The following is a 19324-nucleotide window of genomic DNA, read 5'->3' as shown; positions in this document are numbered from 1 at the left end:
GTCAACACCCTCGGGCCGCCGGAATAGCCGTGGGGAGCGGGAACTTATCCTGTTGGTGCCACCACCAGGCAGTCGGACGGGGGGAGTACGAGTACGTGGCTACACAGCCGCTCGATCTGAAGGCGCATCGCCTCGGCGAACTGCGTGAGTTCCTGCGGAGCAGGCGTGCCCGCGTCAGCCCGGCGGAGGCGGGGCTTCCGGGCGGCGGGGCCCGGCGGCGTACGCCCGGACTGCGCCGTGAGGAGGTCGCGGTACTCGCGGGCGTCGGGGTCTCCTGGTACCAGTGGCTGGAGCAGGGCAGGGACATCACGGTCTCGCCGCAGGTTCTCGACTCGGTCGGGCGGGTGCTGCGGCTGAGCAGCGCGGAGCGCCGCCATCTGTACGTACTGGCCGGGCTCAACCCGCCCGCGCCCGAGGTCGATCCGCGCAACGCGCATATGTGCGACGGGCTGGGGCGGCTGATCGATACCTGGATGCCGTACCCCGCGCACGTCATGGACGCGTACTGGAACGCGGTCATGTACAACGACGCGGCCCGGATGGTGCTCGGCATGCGGCCGGGCGGCGTCGAGAACTGCCTCATCGCCTTCTTCACCGACCCCGTCTACCGCTCCCGGGCGAAGAGCTGGGAACAGAACGCGGCCCATGTCGTAGCCCAGTACCGTGCGGCCTGCTCCGAGCGCCCCGGCGACGACGGATTCAGGGCGGTCGTGGAGGAGGCGAAGGAGCTGTCGCCGGAGTTCACGGAACTCTGGGAACGGCGGGACGTCGCGCCCGGCGGCCAGGTCCGCAAGGAGATGGAGCACCCCGTGGTCGGCACGCTGGTGGTGGAGTCGACCCAGCTGCGCGTCCCGGCCCGCCCGGACCTGGCGATCGTGCTGCACACCCCGCTCGCCGAGGCGGACACGGCGGCCAAGCTGGAGTGGCTGGCCTCGCCGGAGGGGCGCCGCGGCTCGATGTACCCGGTCGCGGGCTGACCGCTGCGCGCTCTTTATGCTCGGGCACATGACGACGCCTGAGCTCGATCCCGAGGACCGCAAGATCATCACCCTGGCGCGCAGCGCGCGGGCCCGTAACGGTGTGCCGGAGGGGGCGGCCGTACGGGACGAGACCGGCCGGACGTACGTCGCCGGGACGGTGGATCTCGACACCCTCAAGCTGAGCGCGCTGCGGACCGCTGTCGCGATGGCGGTCGCGAGCGGCGCGCAGTCGCTGGAGGCGGCGGCGGTGGTCACTGCGGCGGAGACGGCATCGGAGGAGGACCGCGCGGCGGTACGGGACCTGGGCGGGGCGGGGACGCGGGTGCTGGTGGCGGGGCCGGACGGTGCTCTCAGGGCGACGGTGACTGCTGGCTGAGGCCAGCTGACGGGCGCGCTGCGGTTTGCCTGCGGCGGACGCCGGACGGGCTGAAGCGGACGCCGGACGGGCTGAAGGTGCCGCAAATTTCAGCCCCTCCGGCGTTTGAGGACCGGGGTCTGGGGCGGAGCCCCGGCCGGCGTCGGCCTGCTCTGGTCGGGCAGGGGGCGTACATCGGGGAGAATGGCACGCATGAGCGCTCGCACCCAGTCTTCCGAGGCCCCCCACCGGGCCGGCTTCGCCTGCTTCGTAGGTCGCCCCAACGCGGGCAAGTCCACCCTGACGAACGCTCTGGTCGGCCAGAAGGTGGCCATCACCTCCAGCCGTCCGCAGACCACGCGCCACACCGTGCGCGGCATCGTGCACCGCCCCGACGCCCAGCTGATCCTGGTCGACACCCCGGGCCTCCACAAGCCGCGCACCCTGCTGGGCGAGCGGCTCAACGACGTGGTGCGCACCACTTGGGCCGAGGTCGACGTGATCGGCTTCTGCCTGCCCGCCGACCAGAAGCTCGGCCCTGGTGACAAGTTCATCGCCAAGGAACTGGCCGGCATCAAGAAGACGCCGAAGATCGCGATCGTCACGAAGACGGACCTCGTCGACTCCAAGCAGCTCGCCGAGCAGCTCATCGCCATCGACCAGCTCGGCAAGGAGCTCGGCATGGAGTGGGCCGAGATCGTGCCGGTCTCGGCCGTCGGCGACAAGCAGGTCTCCCTGCTCGCCGACCTCATCGCCCCGATGCTGCCGGAGAGCCCGCCGCTCTACCCGGAGGGCGACCTCACCGACGAGCCCGAGATGGTGATGGTCGCGGAGCTGATCCGCGAGGCCGCGCTCGAAGGCGTACGGGACGAGCTGCCGCACTCCATCGCGGTCGTCGTCGAGGAGATGCTGCCGCGCGAGGACCGCCCGGCCGACAGGCCGCTCCTCGACATCCACGCGAACGTCTACATCGAGCGCCCCAGCCAGAAGGGCATCATCATCGGCCCGAAGGGCGCCCGCCTGAAGGATGTCGGCATGAAGTCGCGCAAGCACATCGAGGCGCTGCTGGGTACGCCGGTCTTCCTCGACCTGCACGTGAAGGTCGCGAAGGACTGGCAGAGGGACCCGAAGCAGCTGCGCAAGCTCGGCTTCTGAGCCCGGTCCCTCAAGCCGGTCCTTGAGACCGGGACGCCCTAGTCGACGCCCCTGATGCGTACGACCAGCACCGCGCCCACAAGCCCCACGCCCGCCGCCACCAGGTACAGCGTCGTGTAGCCGCCCAGGTGCGTGACGATCGGGGCGGCCACCGCCGGGGCCGCGACCTGGGGGAGGGCGTTTGCGATGTTGATGATGCCCAGGTCCTTGCCGCGGTGTGCGGCGGCCGGCAGTACGTCCGTCATCAGCGCGAAGTCGACCGACGTGAAGACGCCGAAGCCGACGCCCAGCAGCGCCGCCGCGACCAGCGCGCCCGTCCACGTCTGCCAGCCCGCCAGCATGGCTGTGGCCGCCGCCATCAGGACGCCCGCCCACAGTACGAACGGCTTGCGGCGGCCCGTACGGTCCGACCACACCCCGCCCACGACGACCGTCGCCAGCAGCAGCGCCCCGTTGACGGCGGTCAGGATGAGGACGCCGTCCTCCGGGTTGCCGTACTTCAGCTCGTCGCGCAGGTAGTAGAGCAGGTAGAGCAGCGCGATCGCGTTGCCGAGGTTGATCAGGAAGCGGGTCAGCCAGGCCCAGCCCAGATCGGGATGGCGGCGCGGCGAGATCCAGAAGCCGCGCAGGAAGGGCCGCCACGTGAATGGCTGCCGTTCCGGGAGGACCACATCCCTGTGGCGCAGTACGTACGGCAGGACGCCCAGCACCGTGAACACCGCGCACGCCACATACCCCGCCGTAATCCCGCCCGCCACGGTCGCAAGCCCCGTTCCGGCCACCACGCCGAGGACCTGCGCCGCACCCAGCCACCCTCCGACGGCGCCGCGCTGCCCGTGCGGCACCCGGTCGGGTACGGCGGCCGTGACGGCGGCGAAGGCGGCGTTGAGCGCGAGCTGGACCAGGCACCAGCCGAGCGCCATGACGCCGACGCTGCGGGCGGCCGAAAGCAGCACGAGCGCCGCCGCCCCGCCCAGCACCCCGGCCACGATCCACGGCGTACGGCGGCCGAATCGTGAAGCCGTACGGTCCGACAGTGCCCCGAACACCGGATTGGCGACCAGCGAAACGGCCGCCCCCATGCCCGTGACCCAGGCCAGCACGGTCTCCTTCGAGGTACCGGCCGGGGCGAGCTCCGCCGCCTGGAGGGCGAGGAGGATCTGGAGGGGCCCGTACCAGCCGACCCAGATCGCCCCGTTCGCGAGGGACAGCGACGCCGTCCAGCCGCGCCCGACCGGGACGGTGGGCTCGGCAAAGGCCGAAGAGACCGAAGGAGACGCTTCGGCGCCCTCGTCCGCCGAAGCTGTCGTCGTCACGCCCGTTGCCCGCGCAACGCGTCCCGCAGCCAGTGGAACGACGCCTTCGGCGTACGGGCCAGCGTCTCGTAGTCGATGTGCACGAGGCCGAAGCGCTGGGCGTTCCCCTCGGCCCACTCGAAGTTGTCCATCAGCGACCACACGAAGTAGCCGCGTACGTCGACGCCCGCCTCCATCGCCCGGTGCAGCGCCCGCAGATGGCCGTCGATGTACGTGATCCGCTCCTGGTCGTCCAGGCCGTCGTACGAGCAGCCGTTCTCGGTGATGACCACCGGGGGAAGCCGGTCGCCGTACCGCTCGCGGAAGGACGTCAGCAGCTCGGTCAGGGCGTCGGGGACGACCGGCCAGCCGAAGGCGGTCCGCGGGTAGCCCTCGATCTCCCGTATCGAGAAGGGCATGTCCGGCGGTACCTCGATGCCGGCGAAGTCGCGCGGCAGGTCCCCGTCAGGAGCCCCGACAAGCGTCGGCTGGTAGTAGTTGACCCCGTACCAGTCCAGCCGCTGGGAGATGACGTCCAAGTCGTCCGCCACAGGGCCCGGCAGCATCTCGGCGATCCCCTCCGGATACCGCCCCAGCAGCAGCGGGTCGGCGAACAGCCGGTTGAGCAGCAGGTCGTAGAAGTCCGCCGCGCTCTTGTCCGGGCCGGACCCGGAAACCGCCCACGTCGGCCCGTGCGAGTTGGCGATCCCGATACTGTCCGCGCCCCTCGCACGCAGCGCCTGTACGGCGAGACCGTGCCCGAGGAGCTGGTGGTGGGCGGCGGGCAGCGCGTCGAAGAGCAGCCGCTTGCCGGGGGCGTGCTCGCCCAGCCCGTACCCCAGCAGGGTCAGTTCGGCGGGCTCGTTCAGCGTGATCCAGCGGTCCACGCGGTCGCCGAGCCTGGCGGCCACCACATCGGCGTACTCCGCGAACCGCCGGGCCGTGTCCCGCCGGAGCCAGCCACCGCGCTCCTCCAGCGCCAGCGGGGTGTCCCAGTGGAAGAGGGTCGGCACGGGCCGTACGCCCGCCGCGCACAGCTCGTCGACGAGCCGGTCGTAGAAGTCGAGGCCCGCCTTGTTGACCGCCCCGGCACCCTCCGGTAACACCCGCGCCCAGGCCACGGAGAAGCGGTACGCCCCGGCTCCGAGCTCCTTGAGCAGCGCCACGTCCTCGGGGTACCGGTGGTAGTGGTCGGTCGCGACGAGGGCGTCCGACCCGTCCCTGATGCGCCCGGGCTCGGCGGCAAAGGCGTCCCAGGTCGTGCGCCCGCGCCCGTCCTCGTCCACGGCGCCCTCGATCTGCTGCGCCGAAGTGGACACTCCCCAGAGGAAGTCGGCGGGGAAACGGGGCAGCGGTGAAGGCGGCAGCGTTGTCATGCAGCGATGCTCGGTACCGCCGGTAACCCTGTCAATGGGCGTGCACGGGTCCTGTCGACCCGGCCGTCGCCGCTACGCGCCTTCTTTGAGGACCCGTGAGATGAGCCGGCTCTGTGCGTCGGTCAGTCGTGGGTCCGCGCAGTAGACGGTCTTCCCGTCGACCGTGATCTGGTAGCTGAATCCGTCCGGCACGCCGACGGGCGGCGTGCCCCGGCCGTCGGCCATCGCCGCTTCGGCCAGGGCCTGCCACTCACGGGCGTCGGGCCGTCCCGAGGTTTCCACCTCGGCATGGCGCTCGATACCGGCGAATCCTCCCGTGCGCCTTACCTGAATACGCATGGGTCCCGTTCTAATACGGATACGGCCGGGCCGAAAGGTACTAGCCGGTAGGCACCCCCACCTGGGACCACGCCTTCAGCAGAGCCTCCTGCTCCTCCCCGTCACCGAAACGGGCCTGCGCGGCGGCCACAGTGGCGCGGGCGAAGTCGGTGAAGCTCGCGTCGACCTGGAGCCCGCCCGAGGTCAGCGTGTCGTACCAGATCTGCCCCGGCCGCTCCCACGCCTTGCCGCCGAGAGCGGTGGCGAGCAGGTAGAAGGCGTGGTTGGGGATGCCGGAGTTGATGTGTACGCCGCCGTTGTCCCGGCCCGTACGGACGTAGTCGTCCATCGTCGCCGGCTGCGGGTCCTTGCCGAGCACATCGTCGTCGTACGCCGTTCCGGGCGCCTTCATGGAGCGCAGGGCCACTCCGGTGACGCGCTCGGCCAGCAGACCGGCTCCGATCAGCCAGTCGGCCCGGTCGGCGGTCTCGTCGTTGACGTACTGCTTGACGAGGGAACCGAAGACGTCGGACACGGACTCGTTGAGTGCGCCCGGCTGGCCGAAGTACGTGAAGTTGGCCGTGTACTGCGTCAGGCCGTGGGCGAGCTCGTGGGCGAGGACGTCCACGGGCAGGGTGAAGTCGAGGAAGATCTCGCCGTCACCGTCGCCGAAGACCATCTGATCGCCGTCCCAGAAGGCGTTCCCGTACTTCTCGTCGAAGTGGACGGTCGCGATCAGGGGCAGTCCGTTGCCGTCGATCGAGTTGCGCCCGAAGGCCTTCATCAGGAGCTCGAAGGTCGCCCCGAGGCCCGCGTACGCGCGGTTGACGGTCGCGTCCTGGCCCGGCTCGTCGCCCTCGCCGCGGACTTTGGTGCCGGGCAGCTCCTTGCGGTGCTCGGCGTCGTAGATGGTGCGGTGAACCGTGTCCGCGGCGCCTTCGGGCGGGGCGAGGGCGGTGGCGCCGAGAACCGTGGTCAGCCGACGGTGGGTGCGCTGTGCGGCGTCCGCTTCGAGGGTGCGGCGGGCGGCTCCGGCGAGCGCGGGGTCCTCGGCCTGGGCGAGCTTGTCGAGGACGTGGGGCGGCACGATCGTGCAGAAGATGGGATGTGTGGCATTCATGGCGGCAATGTGGCACTGGGTCATGCCACTGTCACTACCTGCGACCATGATTGATGCAATCGAGTGAAGCGTCACTCTTTGCCCGTTATGGCGGGTGATCCCGCATACTGATACGGGGCCGGTTTTCTGGACGTCCCTGGGCTAGGCTGCGGCACATCATGCGTTTCGGGCTGCTTCTCCTTAGCTGCCGCGGCGAGGGCCTGTAGTTGTAGGCCGACCCCCTCCCCGCGGGATTTGGTGCTGCAGCGACACAGTCGGCCTCCCCCAAGCTCTTGCAGAGCGCAGGGGGTACCCCCTCCCCGCTGGATCCCGAGGAGCCCCACGCAGATGTCCATCACCGTTGGCAATAAGACGCCGATCACCAATGCCACCCAGATGCAGAAGCCGTCCGGGATGCCGATCCACAAGTACGGCCCGTACGAGGCCGTCGACATCGCCGACCGCACCTGGCCGGACAACCGGATCACCAAGGCCCCCCGCTGGCTGTCCACCGATCTGCGCGACGGCAACCAGGCTCTGATCGACCCCATGTCGCCCGCCCGCAAGCGCGAGATGTTCGACCTGCTCGTGCGCATGGGCTACAAGGAGATCGAGGTCGGCTTCCCGTCCTCCGGCGAGACCGACTTCAACTTCGTGCGCTCCATCATCGAAGACGGCGCGATCCCCGAGGACGTGACGATCTCCGTCCTGACGCAGGCGCGCGAGGAGCTGATCGAGCGCACCGTCGAGTCGCTGGTCGGCGCCCGCCGGGCCACCGTCCACCTGTACAACGCCACCGCCCCCACCTTCCGCCGGGTCGTCTTCCGCGGATCGAAGGAGCAGGTCAAGCAGATCGCCGTGGACGGTACGCGGCTGGTCGTGGAGTACGCCGAGAAGCTGCTGGGCCCGGAGACGATCTTCGGCTACCAGTACAGCCCGGAGATCTTCACCGACACGGAGCTGGACTTCGCCCTGGAGGTCTGCGAGGGCGTCATGGACGTCTGGCAGCCGGAAGAGGGCCGCGAGATCATCCTCAACCTGCCCGCCACCGTGGAGCGTTCGACGCCGTCCACGCACGCGGACCGCTTCGAGTGGATGTCCCGCAACCTGTCGCGCCGTGAGTACGTGTGCCTGTCCGTGCACCCGCACAACGACCGCGGCACCGCCGTCGCCGCTGCCGAACTGGCGATCATGGCGGGCGCCGACCGCATCGAGGGCTGCCTGTTCGGGCAGGGCGAGCGGACCGGCAACGTCGACCTGGTGACGCTGGGCATGAACCTGTTCTCCCAGGGCGTCGACCCGCAGATCGACTTCTCGCAGATCGACGACATCCGCCGCACCAGCGAGTACTGCAACCAGATGGAGGTCCACCCGCGCCACCCCTACGCGGGCGACCTGGTCTACACCGCCTTCTCCGGCTCCCACCAGGACGCCATCAAGAAGGGCTTCGACGCCATGGAGGCCCAGGCGGCCGCCGCAGGCAAGACGGTCGACGACATCGAGTGGGCCGTGCCGTACCTGCCGATCGACCCGAAGGACGTGGGCCGTTCGTACGAGGCGGTCATCCGGGTCAACTCGCAGTCCGGCAAGGGCGGTATCGCGTACGTCCTGAAGAACGACCACAAGCTGGACCTGCCGCGCCGCATGCAGATCGAGTTCTCCCGGATCATCCAGGCCAAGACGGACGCCGAGGGCGGCGAAGTCACGCCCAAGGCGATCTGGTCGGTCTTCCAGGACGAGTACCTGCCCAACCCCGAGAACGCCTGGGGACGCATCCAGCTGCGCTCCGGCCAGACGACCACGGACAAGGACGGCACCGACACCCTGACCGTCGAGGCGGTCGTGGACGGCACGGACACCGTGCTGACCGGCTCCGGCAACGGTCCGATCTCGGCCTTCTTCGAGGCGCTGGGTGCGGTGGGCGTGGACGCGAGGCTGCTGGACTACCAGGAGCACACGATGAGCGAGGGCGCGTCCGCGCAGGCCGCCTCGTACATCGAGTGCGCGATCGACGGACAGGTCCTGTGGGGCATCGGCATCGACGCCAACACCACGCGTGCATCGCTGAAGGCGGTCGTCTCCGCGGTCAACAGGGCTGCTCGCCAGTAAAGCTGGATTCCGGCCTGACCTGAGGTTTTGCCGGCCCCGTTCACCCGTGGAGGTGGGCGGGGCCGCTTCATGTAGTGACAGGGTGCTGACGCGGCATCACTGATGTGGCTAACATCACGTCAACGCGGCAGCGTTGCCGCGAGCGTACGGGGGAGTTACGGAGGTGCGACGTGGTGCCGGCCCAAGGCCCGAAACGATGCGTTTGGGGCATTCGCACCGCTTGGAATACTGTCGGCGACGGTGACTTCTTCTGTCCCGATTGCGGCGGAGACCGCAATTTCCGCCGCCGGACAGGACGCAGGCGCTTCACCGTCCTCGGCGTCCCGCTGCTGCCGCGCGGTTACGCGGGCCCGGTCATCGAATGCGCCGCCTGCCAGACCCACTTCGGCACCGAGGCACTCGACCACCCCACCACCGTCCGCTTCTCCGCGATGCTCCGCGACGCCGTCCACACCGTGGCCCTCGCCGTCCTCGCCGCGGGCGGCACGTCCTCCCGTACGGTCAGACTCACCGCAGTGGCCGCCGTGCGCGCCGCGGGCTTCGACGACTGCACCGAGGGCCAGCTGACCGCCCTCATCGAGGCCCTCGCAGCCGACACCGGGCGCCTTCCCGGGCAGTACGAAGGGACCGCCGAGCCCTGCGGTGCGGCGCTCGCCATCGAGCTGCACGAAGCGCTCGAACCGCTCGCGCCGCACCTCGCCCCCGCCGGCCGGGAATCCATCCTGCTGCAGGGCGCCGCCATCGCCCTCGCCGACGGCCCGTACAGCCCGGCCGAACGCGAGGTACTGACGATCGTCGGCGGCGCGCTGCTGATCTGCCCGGACGACACCTCCCGGCTGCTGGCGGCCGCCCGTACGCCGTCCTGATCCGCCGCCTACTCCCGGGGGAGTAAGGGAGCCCTCCTGCCGCCCCCGGCAGTAGGACTCATCTCGCCCGTACGCGCGACGAATCGGCCTCCCTCCGACGGGACTCTGGTGAAGACCGGAAGCCCGTCCAGGAGGGAGGCCCGCAATGGGGCCTGCAGACACAGCGATACGACAACGCCAACGACGCCGCCGCCGTGCCGTGCCCTGGGCCGTGATCGGCCTCTGGGCCGTTGCGATCGCGGTGGCCCTGTCCTTCGCCGGAAAGCTCGGCGACGTACAGCGCGACCAGGCCGTCGACTACCTTCCCGCGAGCGCCGATTCGACGCAGGCCGAGAAGCTCCAGCAGCGTCTGCCGGGCGGCGAGACCACCGATCTCGTCCTCGTCTACCAGCGCGACGGCGGGCTCACCGCCGCAGACCGCACCGCCGCCCAGCGGCAGGTCGACGCGATCGCTGCGGAGCACCGGCTGACCGCCCGCCCTGAGGGGCTTCCCTCGAAGGACGGCACGACGCTCATGTACCCGGTCTCCACATCGGAGCCGGGCCAGGACGAGGAGGCGCGGACGGCCTTCGTCGAAGAGGTACGGGAGGCCGTCACCGGCGCCGACGGGATGCGCGTTGAAGTCGGCGGGTCCGGCGCCCTTCAGACCGACCTGGAGGCCGTCTTCGGGTCCATCGACGCCACGCTGATGCTGGCGACGGTACTGGTGGTCGCCGTACTGCTGGTCATCACCTACCGCAGCCCGTTCCTGTGGCTGGTGCCGCTCGTCGTCGTCGGCGTCGCCGCCCTCGCCTCCCGGGCCGTGGTCTACGGCCTCGTCCAGGGCTTCGGCCTCACGGTCACCAGCCAGAGCGCGGGCATCATGACCGTCCTCGTCTTCGGCGCGGGCACCGACTACGCCCTGCTGATCGTCGCCCGCTACCGCGAGGAACTGCGCCGCGTCCCCCACCCGTACGACGCCATGAGCGCCGCCCTGCGCGGCTGCGGCCCCGCCGTCCTCGCCTCGTCGGGCACCGTCGCCGCCGGGCTGCTGTGCCTGCTCGCCGCCGACCTGAACAGCAGCCGCGGCCTCGGCCCGGTCGGCGCTGTGGGCGTGGTGTGCGCGCTCGCCGCGATGACGACGCTGCTGCCCGCCGTACTCGTCCTCCTCGGCCGGCGCGTGTTCTGGCCGCTGATCCCCGCGTACGGCAGCGAGCCCAAGCGCCGTCGCAACCTCTTTGCCTCCATGGGCAGTTCGGCCGGTCGCAGGCCGGTCGCCGTCCTGGCGACCGGCACGGCACTGCTCGGCGCCCTCGCGCTCGGCGCGCTGAACCTGCCCGGCGGGCTCAAGGAGGAGGACAGCTTCACCAAGGCCCCGGAATCGGTCGCCGCCATGACGACCCTCGCCGACGCCTACCCCGACCGCAGCAGCAGGCCCATCGATGTCCTCGCGCCGACGAAGGAGGCGGCGCAGGCGCTCAGCACGGCCCGTACGACCGAAGGCGTCGCCGGAGCCGAGCAGGGCCGCAGCGGCGAAGGCTGGACCGAGATCGCCGTCTTCGCCGAGGACGCCCCCGAGTCGGCCGGTGAGACCGCCACCATCGAGCGGCTGCGGGCCGGTCTCGAAGGGGCGTACGTCGGCGGGGCGAGCGCCCAGCAGCTCGACCTGGAGGAGACCACCGCCAGGGACCGCATGATCGTCGTTCCGCTCGTCCTCGCCGCCGTCCTGCTCATCCTCACCGCCCTGCTGCGCAGCCTTGTCGCCCCGCTTCTCCTCGTCGTCGCCGTCGTGGTCGTCTGGGGCGCGGCCATGGGCATCGGCGGCCTGGTCTTCGGCCCGCTCTTCGGCTTCGAGGGCATCGACCCCGGCCTCCCGCTGCTCTCCTTCGTCTTCCTGGTCGCACTCGGCGTCGACTACGGCATCTTCCTGATGCACCGAATGCGCGAGGAGGCGGCGCGGCGCCCGGCCCGCCGAGGCCGCGCTGACAGCGCTGCGCACGACGGGCGGAGTCATCGCCTCGGCCGGCATCGTGCTCGCCGCGACCTTCGCGGTCCTCGCCTCGCTGCCGCTGGTGATGATGGTCGAGCTGGGTACGGTCGTCGCGGTCGGTGTACTCCTCGACACCTTCCTCGTACGGACCTACCTGGTGACCAGCGCAAGCCTGCTGCTCGGCCGACGGGTGTGGTGGCCGGGCGCGCTGTCCCGGAGCCCGGCGCCTGCGGCGGCTTCCGACGAGGCCGTGGCAGAAGAGCCGGTCCGTACCGGAGGATGAGCGGGTGCCCCTGAAGTCCGAACGGGTTTTCGCCGCCCTGCGGCGGGACCCCGCGCAAGCGCCGCACCGGCAGCGCACCGACATGGTGATCAGCGCCGTGATCGGTGCGCTCGCCGTCGCGCTCGCGCTCCTGGTCGACGACGGGCGCAGCCCCGACGCGTACGGCTGGGCGCTGCTCGCCGCCGCTACGGTGCCGCTCGCCTGGCGGCGGCGCAGGCCCGTGGTCGTACTGCTGCTGGTTGTCGCGGCCGTCGGCACGTACCACGGGCTCGACTACAACCATGCCGCTCCCGTCCCGGGCTCACTCCTCGCCGTCTACACCGTGGCGGTCACCGGCAGGCCGCTGCGCACCGTGCTGATCGGCTCGGGCGTCGTCGCCTTCGCCGTCTCGGTGATGCTCACCCTCAACACCCACAAGGGCCTGGAACTGCTGCGCACCTCCGGCTGGATCCTGGCGGTGATCGTCCTCGGCGTGGCCGTGCGGACCCACCGGCGGTACATCGCCGCGACCGTGGAGCGGGCCGAGCGCGCGGAACGCACCCGCGAGGAGGAGGCCGCGCGCCGGGTCGCCGAGGAGCGCCTGCGCATCGCCCGCGACCTGCACGACCTGCTCGCGCACTCCATCACGCTGATCGGCGTCCAGACGTCCGTCGCGGCCCACATCCTGGTCGCCGACCCCGACCGGCTGGACCGGGAGGCGGTCGCCAAGGCGTTGGACGGCATCGCGGAGACCTGCCGCTCGGCGCGCGGCGAGCTCAGGACCACGCTGGAGGTGCTGCGGACCGACTCCACCCGGGACGGTCCGCTGCCCGACCTGGCCGCGCTCCCGGGCCTGGTACGGGCGGCGGAGACGGCCGGCGCCGAGGTGGAGCTGACGGTGCGGACGGGGCAGGTGCGCCCTGCGGTGGCAGCGGCGGCGTACCGCATCGTGCAGGAGTCGCTCACCAATGCGGTACGGCACGCGGGCCCCGGCGTACGGATCCGGGTGGGCGTAGAGGCGCGGGACGACGGAGCGCTGGGCGTCACGGTCACCGACGAGGGCAACGGCCCCTCGGACCACGGCAGTCCGGGCTACGGGCTGGCCGGGATGCGCGAGCGTGCCCGTAGCGTCGGCGGGACACTGGCGGCGGGGCCGCGCCGGGAAGGCGGCGGCTTCGAGGTTGCGGCGGTCCTGCCGCTCGGACAGCAGGAGGCCACTGCATGAGCCCGATCCGGGTCCTTCTCGCCGACGACCAGACCCTCGTCCGGGCCTCGTTCGCGATGCTCGTCGAATCTGCCCGCGACATGGAGGTCGTCGGCCAGGCCGGCACCGGCGCCGAAGCCGTCGAACGTGCCCGCTCCGAGCGTGCCGACCTCGTCCTCATGGATGTCCGTATGCCCGGCCTGGACGGCATCGAGGCGACCCGCCTGATCGCCGCCGACGACGACCTGGCGGGCGTGAAGGTCCTCGTCCTCACGACGTACGACACCGATGAACACATCCTGGAGGCGCTGCGCGCGGGCGCGTCCGGCTTCCTCGTCAAGGACATCAAGCCCGCCGAACTCCTCGCCGCAATCCGCACGGTGGCTGCCGGCGAATCCCTGCTCTCCCCGGGCCCCACGGCCCGGCTCATCGCCCGCGTCCTCGCCACCCCCGACGCGCCGACGACCGGCGGCCCCGACGGCCTGACCGACCGCGAGTGCCAGGTCCTCGCCCTGGTCGCCCGCGGCCTGAACAACACGGAAATCGCCGAGACGCTCGGCCTCAGCCCGCTCACCGCAAAGACCCACGTCAGTCGCATCATGGGCAAGCTCGGGGCCCGGGACCGGGCCCAACTCGTGATCGTCGCCTACGAGTCGGGCCTGGTCCGCCCGGCTCAGTCCTGAGCGCCCTGCTCAGTCCTGGGCCGAGGACGCCCGCAGCATCGCGTCACGGTCGACGATCTTGACCCGCTCGCGGCCCTCGGCGGCGCCCAGCGCCCGCTCTGCGCTGTCCAGGCGGTGCCAGCCCTCCCATGTCGTGTACGCGACGCCCTTGCCCTCCAGGAAGGCCGTCACGGCCTCCTCGGCGGGCGCGGCGGGGGTGTCCAGCCTGCCCGCGCCGTGGTCCTCCAGAAGGTTGGCCACCGTCTCGTTCGCGTCGCCCTTGGTGTGGCCGATGAGGCCGATCGGGCCGCGCTTGATCCAGCCCGTGACGTACGTCGACCGAAGGTGCTCGCCGCCCTCCTCGATGACCCGTCCGCCCTCGTGCGGGACGGTTCCGGACACGTAGTCGAAGGGCAGCTTGGGGAGCTCGTCGGAGAGGTAGCCGACCGCACGGTAGACGGCCTGCACGTCCCAGGTGTGCGTCTCGCCCGTGCCGGTGACATTGCCCGTGCCGTCCAGTTGGGTCCGCTCGGTACGCAGCCCGACGACCTTGCCGTCCTCGCCTATGACCTCGGTGGGCGACTCGAAGAAGTGCAGGAACAGCTTGTGGGGCCGGTCGCCGATGTCCCGGATCGCCCAGTTCTCCAGCGTCTTGGCCACCATGTCCGCCTGCTTGTTGGCACGGCGGGTGGCGATGCTGCCGTCGTCGTAGTCGATGTCCTCGGGGTTGACGATGACCTCGATGTTGGGGGAGTGGTCGAGCTCCCGCAGCTCCATGGGGCTGAACTTGGCCTGCGCGGGACCGCGCCGGCCGAAGACGTGCACTTCGAGCGCCTTGTTGGCGGCGAGCCCGTCGTACACATTCGGCGGGATCTCGGTCGGCAGCAGCTCGTCCGCGGTCTTCGCGAGGATGCGGGCCACGTCCAGAGCGACATTGCCGACCCCCAGCACGGCCACCTTCTCGGCCTCCAGCGGCCAGGTGCGCGGCACGTCCGGGTGGCCGTCGTACCAGGAGACGAAGTCGGCCGCCCCGTAGGAGCCGTCGAGTTCGATGCCGGGGATGTCCATCGCCCGGTCGGCGCTCGCGCCGGTGGAGAAGATCACCGCGTCGTAGAACGCGCGGAGATCGTCCAGGCCGATGTCGGAGGGGTAGTCGACGTTGCCGAACAGGCGGATCTGCGGCTTGTCCAGGACCTGGTGCAGGGCGGTGATGATGCCCTTGATGCGGGGGTGGTCGGGCGCGACGCCGTACCGGATCAGCCCGAAGGGCGCCGGCATCCGCTCGAAGAGGTCGATGGACACCCCGGGATCGGAGGCCGCCTCGGACTTCAGCAAGGCGTCGGCGGCGTAAATACCGGCGGGGCCGGCACCGACTATCGCGATCCGCAGGGCGCGGGGCATGGGGGTTTCCCTTCGAGCGGAGACAGCTGTTCGCCTGCCACCCTGTCAAACGAAATGCCTGCTCAGGTACCTGGCCCCCACCTATGACCACATAAGCGAGACTTATGGCGTCCCAAAGAGGCCCTAAAAACACTGCCCGGCCGGGCCCGCAGGCGGCGTACGGGAGAATGAACGTATGAGCCTGTTCCGTGATGACGGCATCGTCCTGCGCACCCAGAAGCTGGGTGAAGCGGACCGCATCATCACGCTGCTCACTCGCGGTCACGGCCGCGTACGCGCCGTCGCGCGCGGGGTCCGGCGGACCAAGTCGAAGTTCGGGGCGCGGCTGGAGCCCTTCTCGCACGTCGACGTGCAGTTCTTCTCGCGCGGCAGCGAGCTCGTCGGCCGCGGCCTGCCGCTGTGCACACAGAGCGAGACGATCGCTCCGTACGGCGGCGGCATCGTCACGGACTACGCCCGCTACACGGCGGGCACGGCCATGCTGGAGACCGCCGAGCGGTTCACCGACCACGAGGGCGAGCCCGCTGTACAGCAGTATCTGCTGCTCGTCGGCGCCCTGCGCACCCTCGCCCGCGGCGAGCACGCACCGAACCTCATCCTCGACGCCTTCCTGCTGCGCTCGCTGGCCGTCAACGGCTACGCGCCCAGCTTCACGGACTGCGCGAGGTGCGGCCTGCACGGACCGAACCGGTTCTTTTCGGTCGCGGCGGGCGGGGTCATATGCGGCGACTGCCGCGTTCCCGGAAGCGTCGTACCCTCGGCGGAGGCCGTCGGTCTGCTCAGCGCGCTGCTCACGGGGGACTGGGAGACGGCGGACCGCTGCGAGCCGAGGCACGTCAGGGAGGGCAGCGGGCTGGTGTCGGCGTATCTGCACTGGCACTTGGAGCGCGGACTGCGCTCGCTGCGGTACGTAGAGAAGTGAATTGAGGGAGACGAAAGCTCATGGCACGACGCGGGATTCTGGGCCGTAACCGGCGCGAATACAAGACGCCGGAGCCGCACCCGTCCGGTGCGCGCCCGCCGAAGATCCCCGGTGAGCTGGTGCCGGAGCACGTGGCGATCGTCATGGACGGCAACGGCCGCTGGGCGAAGGAGCGCGGCCTGCCGCGCACCGAGGGCCACAAGGTCGGCGAGGGCGTCGTCCTGGACGTGCTCAAGGGCTGCATCGAGATGGGCGTCAAGAACCTCTCCCTGTACGCCTTTTCCACCGAGAACTGGAAGCGCTCGCCCGAGGAGGTGCGCTTCCTGATGAACTTCAACCGGGACGTCATCCGCCGCAGGCGCGACGAGATGGACGAGCTGGGTATCCGTATCCGCTGGACCGGCCGGATGCCGAAGATGTGGAAGTCCGTCGTCCAGGAGCTCCAGGTCGCCCAGGAGCAGACCAAGAACAACGACGCGATGACGCTGTACTTCTGCGTCAACTACGGCGGCCGCGCCGAGATCGCGGACGCCGCGCAGGCGATCGCGCGGGACGTCGCGGCGGGCAAGCTCGACCCGGCCAAGGTCAATGAGAAGACCTTCGCGAAGTACATGTACTACCCGGACATGCCGGACGTCGACCTCTTCGTACGTCCCAGTGGCGAGCAGCGCACGTCCAACTACCTGATCTGGCAGAGCGCTTACGCCGAGATGGTCTTCCAGGACGTCCTGTGGCCCGACTTCGACCGCCGCGACCTGTGGGGGGCTTGCCTGGAGTTCGCCCAGCGCGACCGCCGCTTCGGCGGGGCGATCCCGAACGAGGAACTGGAAGCGATGCGCGGCACGGAGCCGGGCGCCTGAGCCGAGCCCTACGTTCATGGCCTATTCCACCGGTACAGGGGGAGGGGCCATGGCAGAGGCACAGATAGGTGGGCAGGCGGTGGAGCTGGTCTACCGGCCCACCGCCGTCGGCATCCTTGTCCTGCCCAAGCGCGGCGTGAGCGAGCCGGGCGGCACAGACCGGCCGCGGGCGATCCTCGACCGGAACGTGTGGCGGCTCTGATCGGGACGCCGCGACCGGACGCCAGTGGGCCCGCACCGATGTCCGGTGCGGGCCCACTCGCGTACCGCGTCGTCAGACGTTCGCCGCGCACTCCGCGCACGTGCCGAAGATCTCCACGGTGTGCGCCACGTTCACGTAACCGTGCTGCTCCGCGATCGCGTCGGCCCACTTCTCGACGGCCGGGCCCTCGACCTCGACCGCCTTGCCGCACACCCGGCACACCAGGTGGTGATGGTGCTCGCCGGACGAGCAGCGGCGGTACACCGACTCACCCTCACTGGTGCGCAGTACGTCGACTTCGCCCGCGTCCGCGAGAGATTGCAAGGTGCGGTAGACCGTCGTCAGCCCGACCGAGTCGCCGCGGTGCTTGAGCATGTCGTGAAGCTCCTGCGCACTGCGGAACTCGTCCACCTCGTCGAGCGCGGCCGCTACTGCGGCCCGCTGCCGGGTGGACCGGCCACGCACCGGGGCTGGGGTTCCCGCAGTCGTCACAGGTGCCTCCTCTGGTCGCCCGTACGTATGTCGGGCCATTCTGCCAGGTCGTTACCGAGGGCCGGTCAGACCTTGACGTCGTCAGCGGGGCGCCGGGTGTCCGGCAGACCGCTCGCCTCCACGCTACAGCCGCTCGCCGCCCCGGCCTCGGCCGCGCTCAGAGCCCGCGCCCGGCGTCTCGCCAGCGGGGTGGCCAGCGCGGTCAGCACGATGAAGACACCGATGGCCAGCAGGACGATGGTCGCGCCGGGCGGTACGTCGTACTCGTACGAGGTCACCGTGCCCGCCAGCGTCACAGCCGTGCCGATGGCCACGGCCAGTACGAACGTGACCTTGAAGGACCGGGTGATCTGCTGCGCAGCCGCGACCGGCACCACCATCAGCGCGCTCACCAGCAGCAGGCCGACGACGCGCATCGCGACGGTGACCGTGACGGCCGCGGTGACCGCGATCAGGAGATTCAGCGCGCGCACCGGCAGCCCGGTCACCCGCGCGAACTCCTCGTCCTGGCTGACCGCGAACAGATGACGTCGCAGCCCGACCGTGACCAGCATCACAAAAGCGGCGAGGAGGGAGATCGCGACGACGTCCTCGTCCGAGACGGTCGCCAGCGAGCCGAAGAGGTACGAGGAGAGGTTCGCGTTGGAGCCGGTCGGCGCGAGGTTGATCAGCAGGACACCGCCCGCCATGCCGCCGTAGAAGAGCATGGCCAGCGCCATGTCGCCGCGCATGCGCCCGTACCAGCGGATCAGTTCCATGGCGACGGCGCCGACGATCGAGACGAGCGTGGCCATCCACACCGGGTTGCTGTTCAGCAGGAATCCGAGGCCGACACCGGTCATCGCGACATGGCCGATGCCGTCACCCATCAGAGCCTGGCGGCGCTGCACCAGGTAGATGCCGACGGCGGGGGCGGTGATGCCGACAAGGACGGCGGCGAGCAACGCCCGCTGCATGAAGGCTGTTTCGAGGATTTCCATGATCAGGTCAGCAGTCCCGTCCGGACGGGTTCGGAGTGCGAATGCGGATGTACGTGGTCGTGGCCGGGCAGGGCGTGCTGGCCCAGGGACTCCGGGGGCGGCCCGTCGTGGGTGACGCAGCCGTCGCGCAGCACCACCGCGCGGTCGATCAGCGGCTCCAGCGGGCCGAGTTCGTGCAGGACGAGCAGCACGGTCGTGCCGGCCGTGACCTGCTCGCGCAGCGTCGAGGCGAGGATCTCCTGGCTGCCCAGGTCCACGCCCGCCATGGGCTCGTCCATGATCAGCAGATCCGGCTCGGAGGCGAGCGCCCGCGCGATCAGTACGCGCTGGTGCTGGCCGCCGGAGAGGGCGTTCACGGAGTCCTTGGCCCGGTCGCCGAGGCCGACGAGCTCGATGGCGCGCTGGACGGCGGCGCGGTCGGCCTTCGACGGCCAGCGCAGCTTCGTACGGGAGAGGCGGCCGGACGCGACGACCTCGCGCACGGTCGCGGGCACGCCGCCGGCGGCGGTGGTGCGCTGCGGTACGTACCCGACGCGCGACCAGTCGCGGAAGCGGCGCAGCGGCGTACCGAAGAGGTCGACGGTGCCGCCGGTGACCGGCACCTGGCCGATCAGGGCGCGTACGGCCGTCGACTTGCCGGAGCCGTTGGCGCCGAGCAGGGCGACGACCTCACCGTGGTGCACGGTGAGATCGATGCCGCGCAGGACGGGGCGCGAGCCGAGCGTGGCCGTGGCGCCGCGCAGAGCTATCACGGGGCCCGTGGTGGCCGGGCCGGATATGCCGGGCTCTGCCTTCATGGCTCGCGCCTCCGTTTCTG

At 70.6% G+C, this 19324-nt stretch carries 18 protein-coding genes and 1 pseudogene; 11 read left to right on the top strand and 8 right to left on the bottom strand.

The annotated features are described in order from the left end of the window. Window positions 1–95 precede the first annotated feature (95 nt). The 3 genes from J7I98_RS04025 to era all read left to right on the top strand — a co-directional run bounded on the left by J7I98_RS04025 (window position 96) and on the right by era (window position 2490). A complete protein-coding gene (locus tag J7I98_RS04025) occupies window positions 96–977 on the top strand; it encodes a helix-turn-helix transcriptional regulator (protein ID WP_214917612.1) in 882 nt (293 codons plus the stop codon). Between the two features lie 28 nt (window positions 978–1005). Continuing rightward, entirely contained in the window at window positions 1006–1356 is a 351-nt protein-coding gene (locus J7I98_RS04020) for a cytidine deaminase (RefSeq protein WP_214917598.1), read from the top strand. 192 nt (window positions 1357–1548) lie between these two features. Then, on the top strand, window positions 1549–2490 hold the full coding sequence (gene era, locus J7I98_RS04015; RefSeq protein ID WP_214917595.1) for a GTPase Era: 942 nt from the start codon (window positions 1549–1551) through the stop codon (window positions 2488–2490). 38 nt (window positions 2491–2528) lie between these two features. Here era and J7I98_RS04010 read toward each other — a convergent pair whose 3' ends face one another. The 4 genes from J7I98_RS04010 to J7I98_RS03995 all read right to left on the bottom strand — a co-directional run bounded on the left by J7I98_RS04010 (window position 2529) and on the right by J7I98_RS03995 (window position 6599). Beyond that, window positions 2529–3806 carry an MFS transporter gene (locus J7I98_RS04010; protein WP_214917592.1) on the bottom strand — a complete coding sequence of 426 codons (1278 nt, stop codon included), beginning with the start codon at window positions 3804–3806 and terminating at the stop codon, window positions 2529–2531. Then, entirely contained in the window at window positions 3803–5161 is a 1359-nt protein-coding gene (locus tag J7I98_RS04005) for a GH1 family beta-glucosidase (RefSeq protein ID WP_214917590.1), read from the bottom strand. The genes J7I98_RS04010 and J7I98_RS04005 overlap by 4 nt, the downstream gene beginning before the upstream one ends. Before the next feature lie 72 nt (window positions 5162–5233). Beyond that, entirely contained in the window at window positions 5234–5500 is a 267-nt protein-coding gene (locus tag J7I98_RS04000; protein WP_214917574.1) for a protealysin inhibitor emfourin, read from the bottom strand. Window positions 5501–5540: 40 nt separating this feature from the next. Then, the gene (locus J7I98_RS03995) at window positions 5541–6599 is read right to left on the bottom strand and encodes a M4 family metallopeptidase (protein ID WP_214917562.1); all 1059 of its coding nucleotides are present in this window, start codon (window positions 6597–6599) and stop codon (window positions 5541–5543) included. A gap of 327 nt (window positions 6600–6926) precedes the next feature. Here J7I98_RS03995 and leuA point away from each other — a divergent pair, with 327 nt between their 5' ends. The 5 genes and pseudogenes from leuA (at window position 6927) to J7I98_RS03970 (ending at window position 13671) form a co-directional block, all read left to right on the top strand. Next, the gene (leuA, locus tag J7I98_RS03990) at window positions 6927–8687 is read left to right on the top strand and encodes a 2-isopropylmalate synthase (protein ID WP_214917559.1); all 1761 of its coding nucleotides are present in this window, start codon (window positions 6927–6929) and stop codon (window positions 8685–8687) included. A gap of 170 nt (window positions 8688–8857) precedes the next feature. Beyond that, window positions 8858–9553 (top strand): TerB family tellurite resistance protein, encoded by a 696-nt coding sequence (locus J7I98_RS03985; RefSeq protein ID WP_214917556.1) that lies wholly within the window; start codon window positions 8858–8860, stop codon window positions 9551–9553. Window positions 9554–9698: 145 nt separating this feature from the next. After that, a pseudogene (locus J7I98_RS03980) lies at window positions 9699–11805 on the top strand (MMPL family transporter). A gap of 4 nt (window positions 11806–11809) precedes the next feature. Then, window positions 11810–13009 carry a histidine kinase gene (locus J7I98_RS03975; RefSeq protein ID WP_308377665.1) on the top strand — a complete coding sequence of 400 codons (1200 nt, stop codon included), beginning with the start codon at window positions 11810–11812 and terminating at the stop codon, window positions 13007–13009. Beyond that, window positions 13006–13671: a response regulator transcription factor gene (locus J7I98_RS03970; RefSeq protein ID WP_214917553.1), complete on the top strand. Its 666-nt coding sequence runs from the start codon at window positions 13006–13008 to the stop codon at window positions 13669–13671. Before J7I98_RS03975 ends, J7I98_RS03970 begins: the two co-directional genes overlap by 4 nt. Window positions 13672–13680: 9 nt before the next feature. Here the strand turns inward: J7I98_RS03970 and J7I98_RS03965 are convergent, their stop codons facing one another. Further along, window positions 13681–15051, bottom strand: a complete 1371-nt coding sequence (locus J7I98_RS03965) for an FAD-dependent oxidoreductase (protein ID WP_214917537.1) — start codon at window positions 15049–15051, stop codon at window positions 13681–13683. Between the two features lie 175 nt (window positions 15052–15226). On the opposite strand from J7I98_RS03965, the gene recO reads away from it, so the two are divergent. The 3 genes from recO to J7I98_RS03950 are packed head-to-tail and all read left to right on the top strand — an operon-like array spanning window position 15227 to window position 17035. Next, window positions 15227–15973: a DNA repair protein RecO gene (recO, locus tag J7I98_RS03960; protein WP_214917534.1), complete on the top strand. Its 747-nt coding sequence runs from the start codon at window positions 15227–15229 to the stop codon at window positions 15971–15973. A 20-nt stretch (window positions 15974–15993) separates the two neighbouring features. After that, window positions 15994–16833: an isoprenyl transferase gene (locus J7I98_RS03955; protein ID WP_214917523.1), complete on the top strand. Its 840-nt coding sequence runs from the start codon at window positions 15994–15996 to the stop codon at window positions 16831–16833. 49 nt (window positions 16834–16882) lie between these two features. After that, entirely contained in the window at window positions 16883–17035 is a 153-nt protein-coding gene (locus J7I98_RS03950; protein ID WP_214917510.1) for a hypothetical protein, read from the top strand. A 72-nt stretch (window positions 17036–17107) separates the two neighbouring features. Here the strand turns inward: J7I98_RS03950 and J7I98_RS03945 are convergent, their stop codons facing one another. The 3 genes from J7I98_RS03945 to J7I98_RS03935 form a co-directional block, all read right to left on the bottom strand. Then, on the bottom strand, window positions 17108–17527 hold the full coding sequence (locus J7I98_RS03945; RefSeq protein WP_214917494.1) for a Fur family transcriptional regulator: 420 nt from the start codon (window positions 17525–17527) through the stop codon (window positions 17108–17110). Between the two features lie 65 nt (window positions 17528–17592). Next, window positions 17593–18507, bottom strand: a complete 915-nt coding sequence (locus J7I98_RS03940) for a metal ABC transporter permease (protein WP_214917472.1) — start codon at window positions 18505–18507, stop codon at window positions 17593–17595. A 2-nt stretch (window positions 18508–18509) separates the two neighbouring features. After that, window positions 18510–19304 (bottom strand): metal ABC transporter ATP-binding protein, encoded by a 795-nt coding sequence (locus J7I98_RS03935; RefSeq protein WP_214917460.1) that lies wholly within the window; start codon window positions 19302–19304, stop codon window positions 18510–18512. Between the last annotated feature and the right edge of the window lie 20 nt (window positions 19305–19324).

The sequence above is a fragment of the Streptomyces sp. ISL-98 genome (assembly GCF_018614055.1).
In the GTDB taxonomy this organism is placed as follows: domain Bacteria; phylum Actinomycetota; class Actinomycetes; order Streptomycetales; family Streptomycetaceae; genus Streptomyces; species Streptomyces spiramyceticus.
The sequence above is the reverse complement of the archived record's forward strand: the minus strand, read 5'-3'. Positions and strand labels throughout refer to the sequence as shown.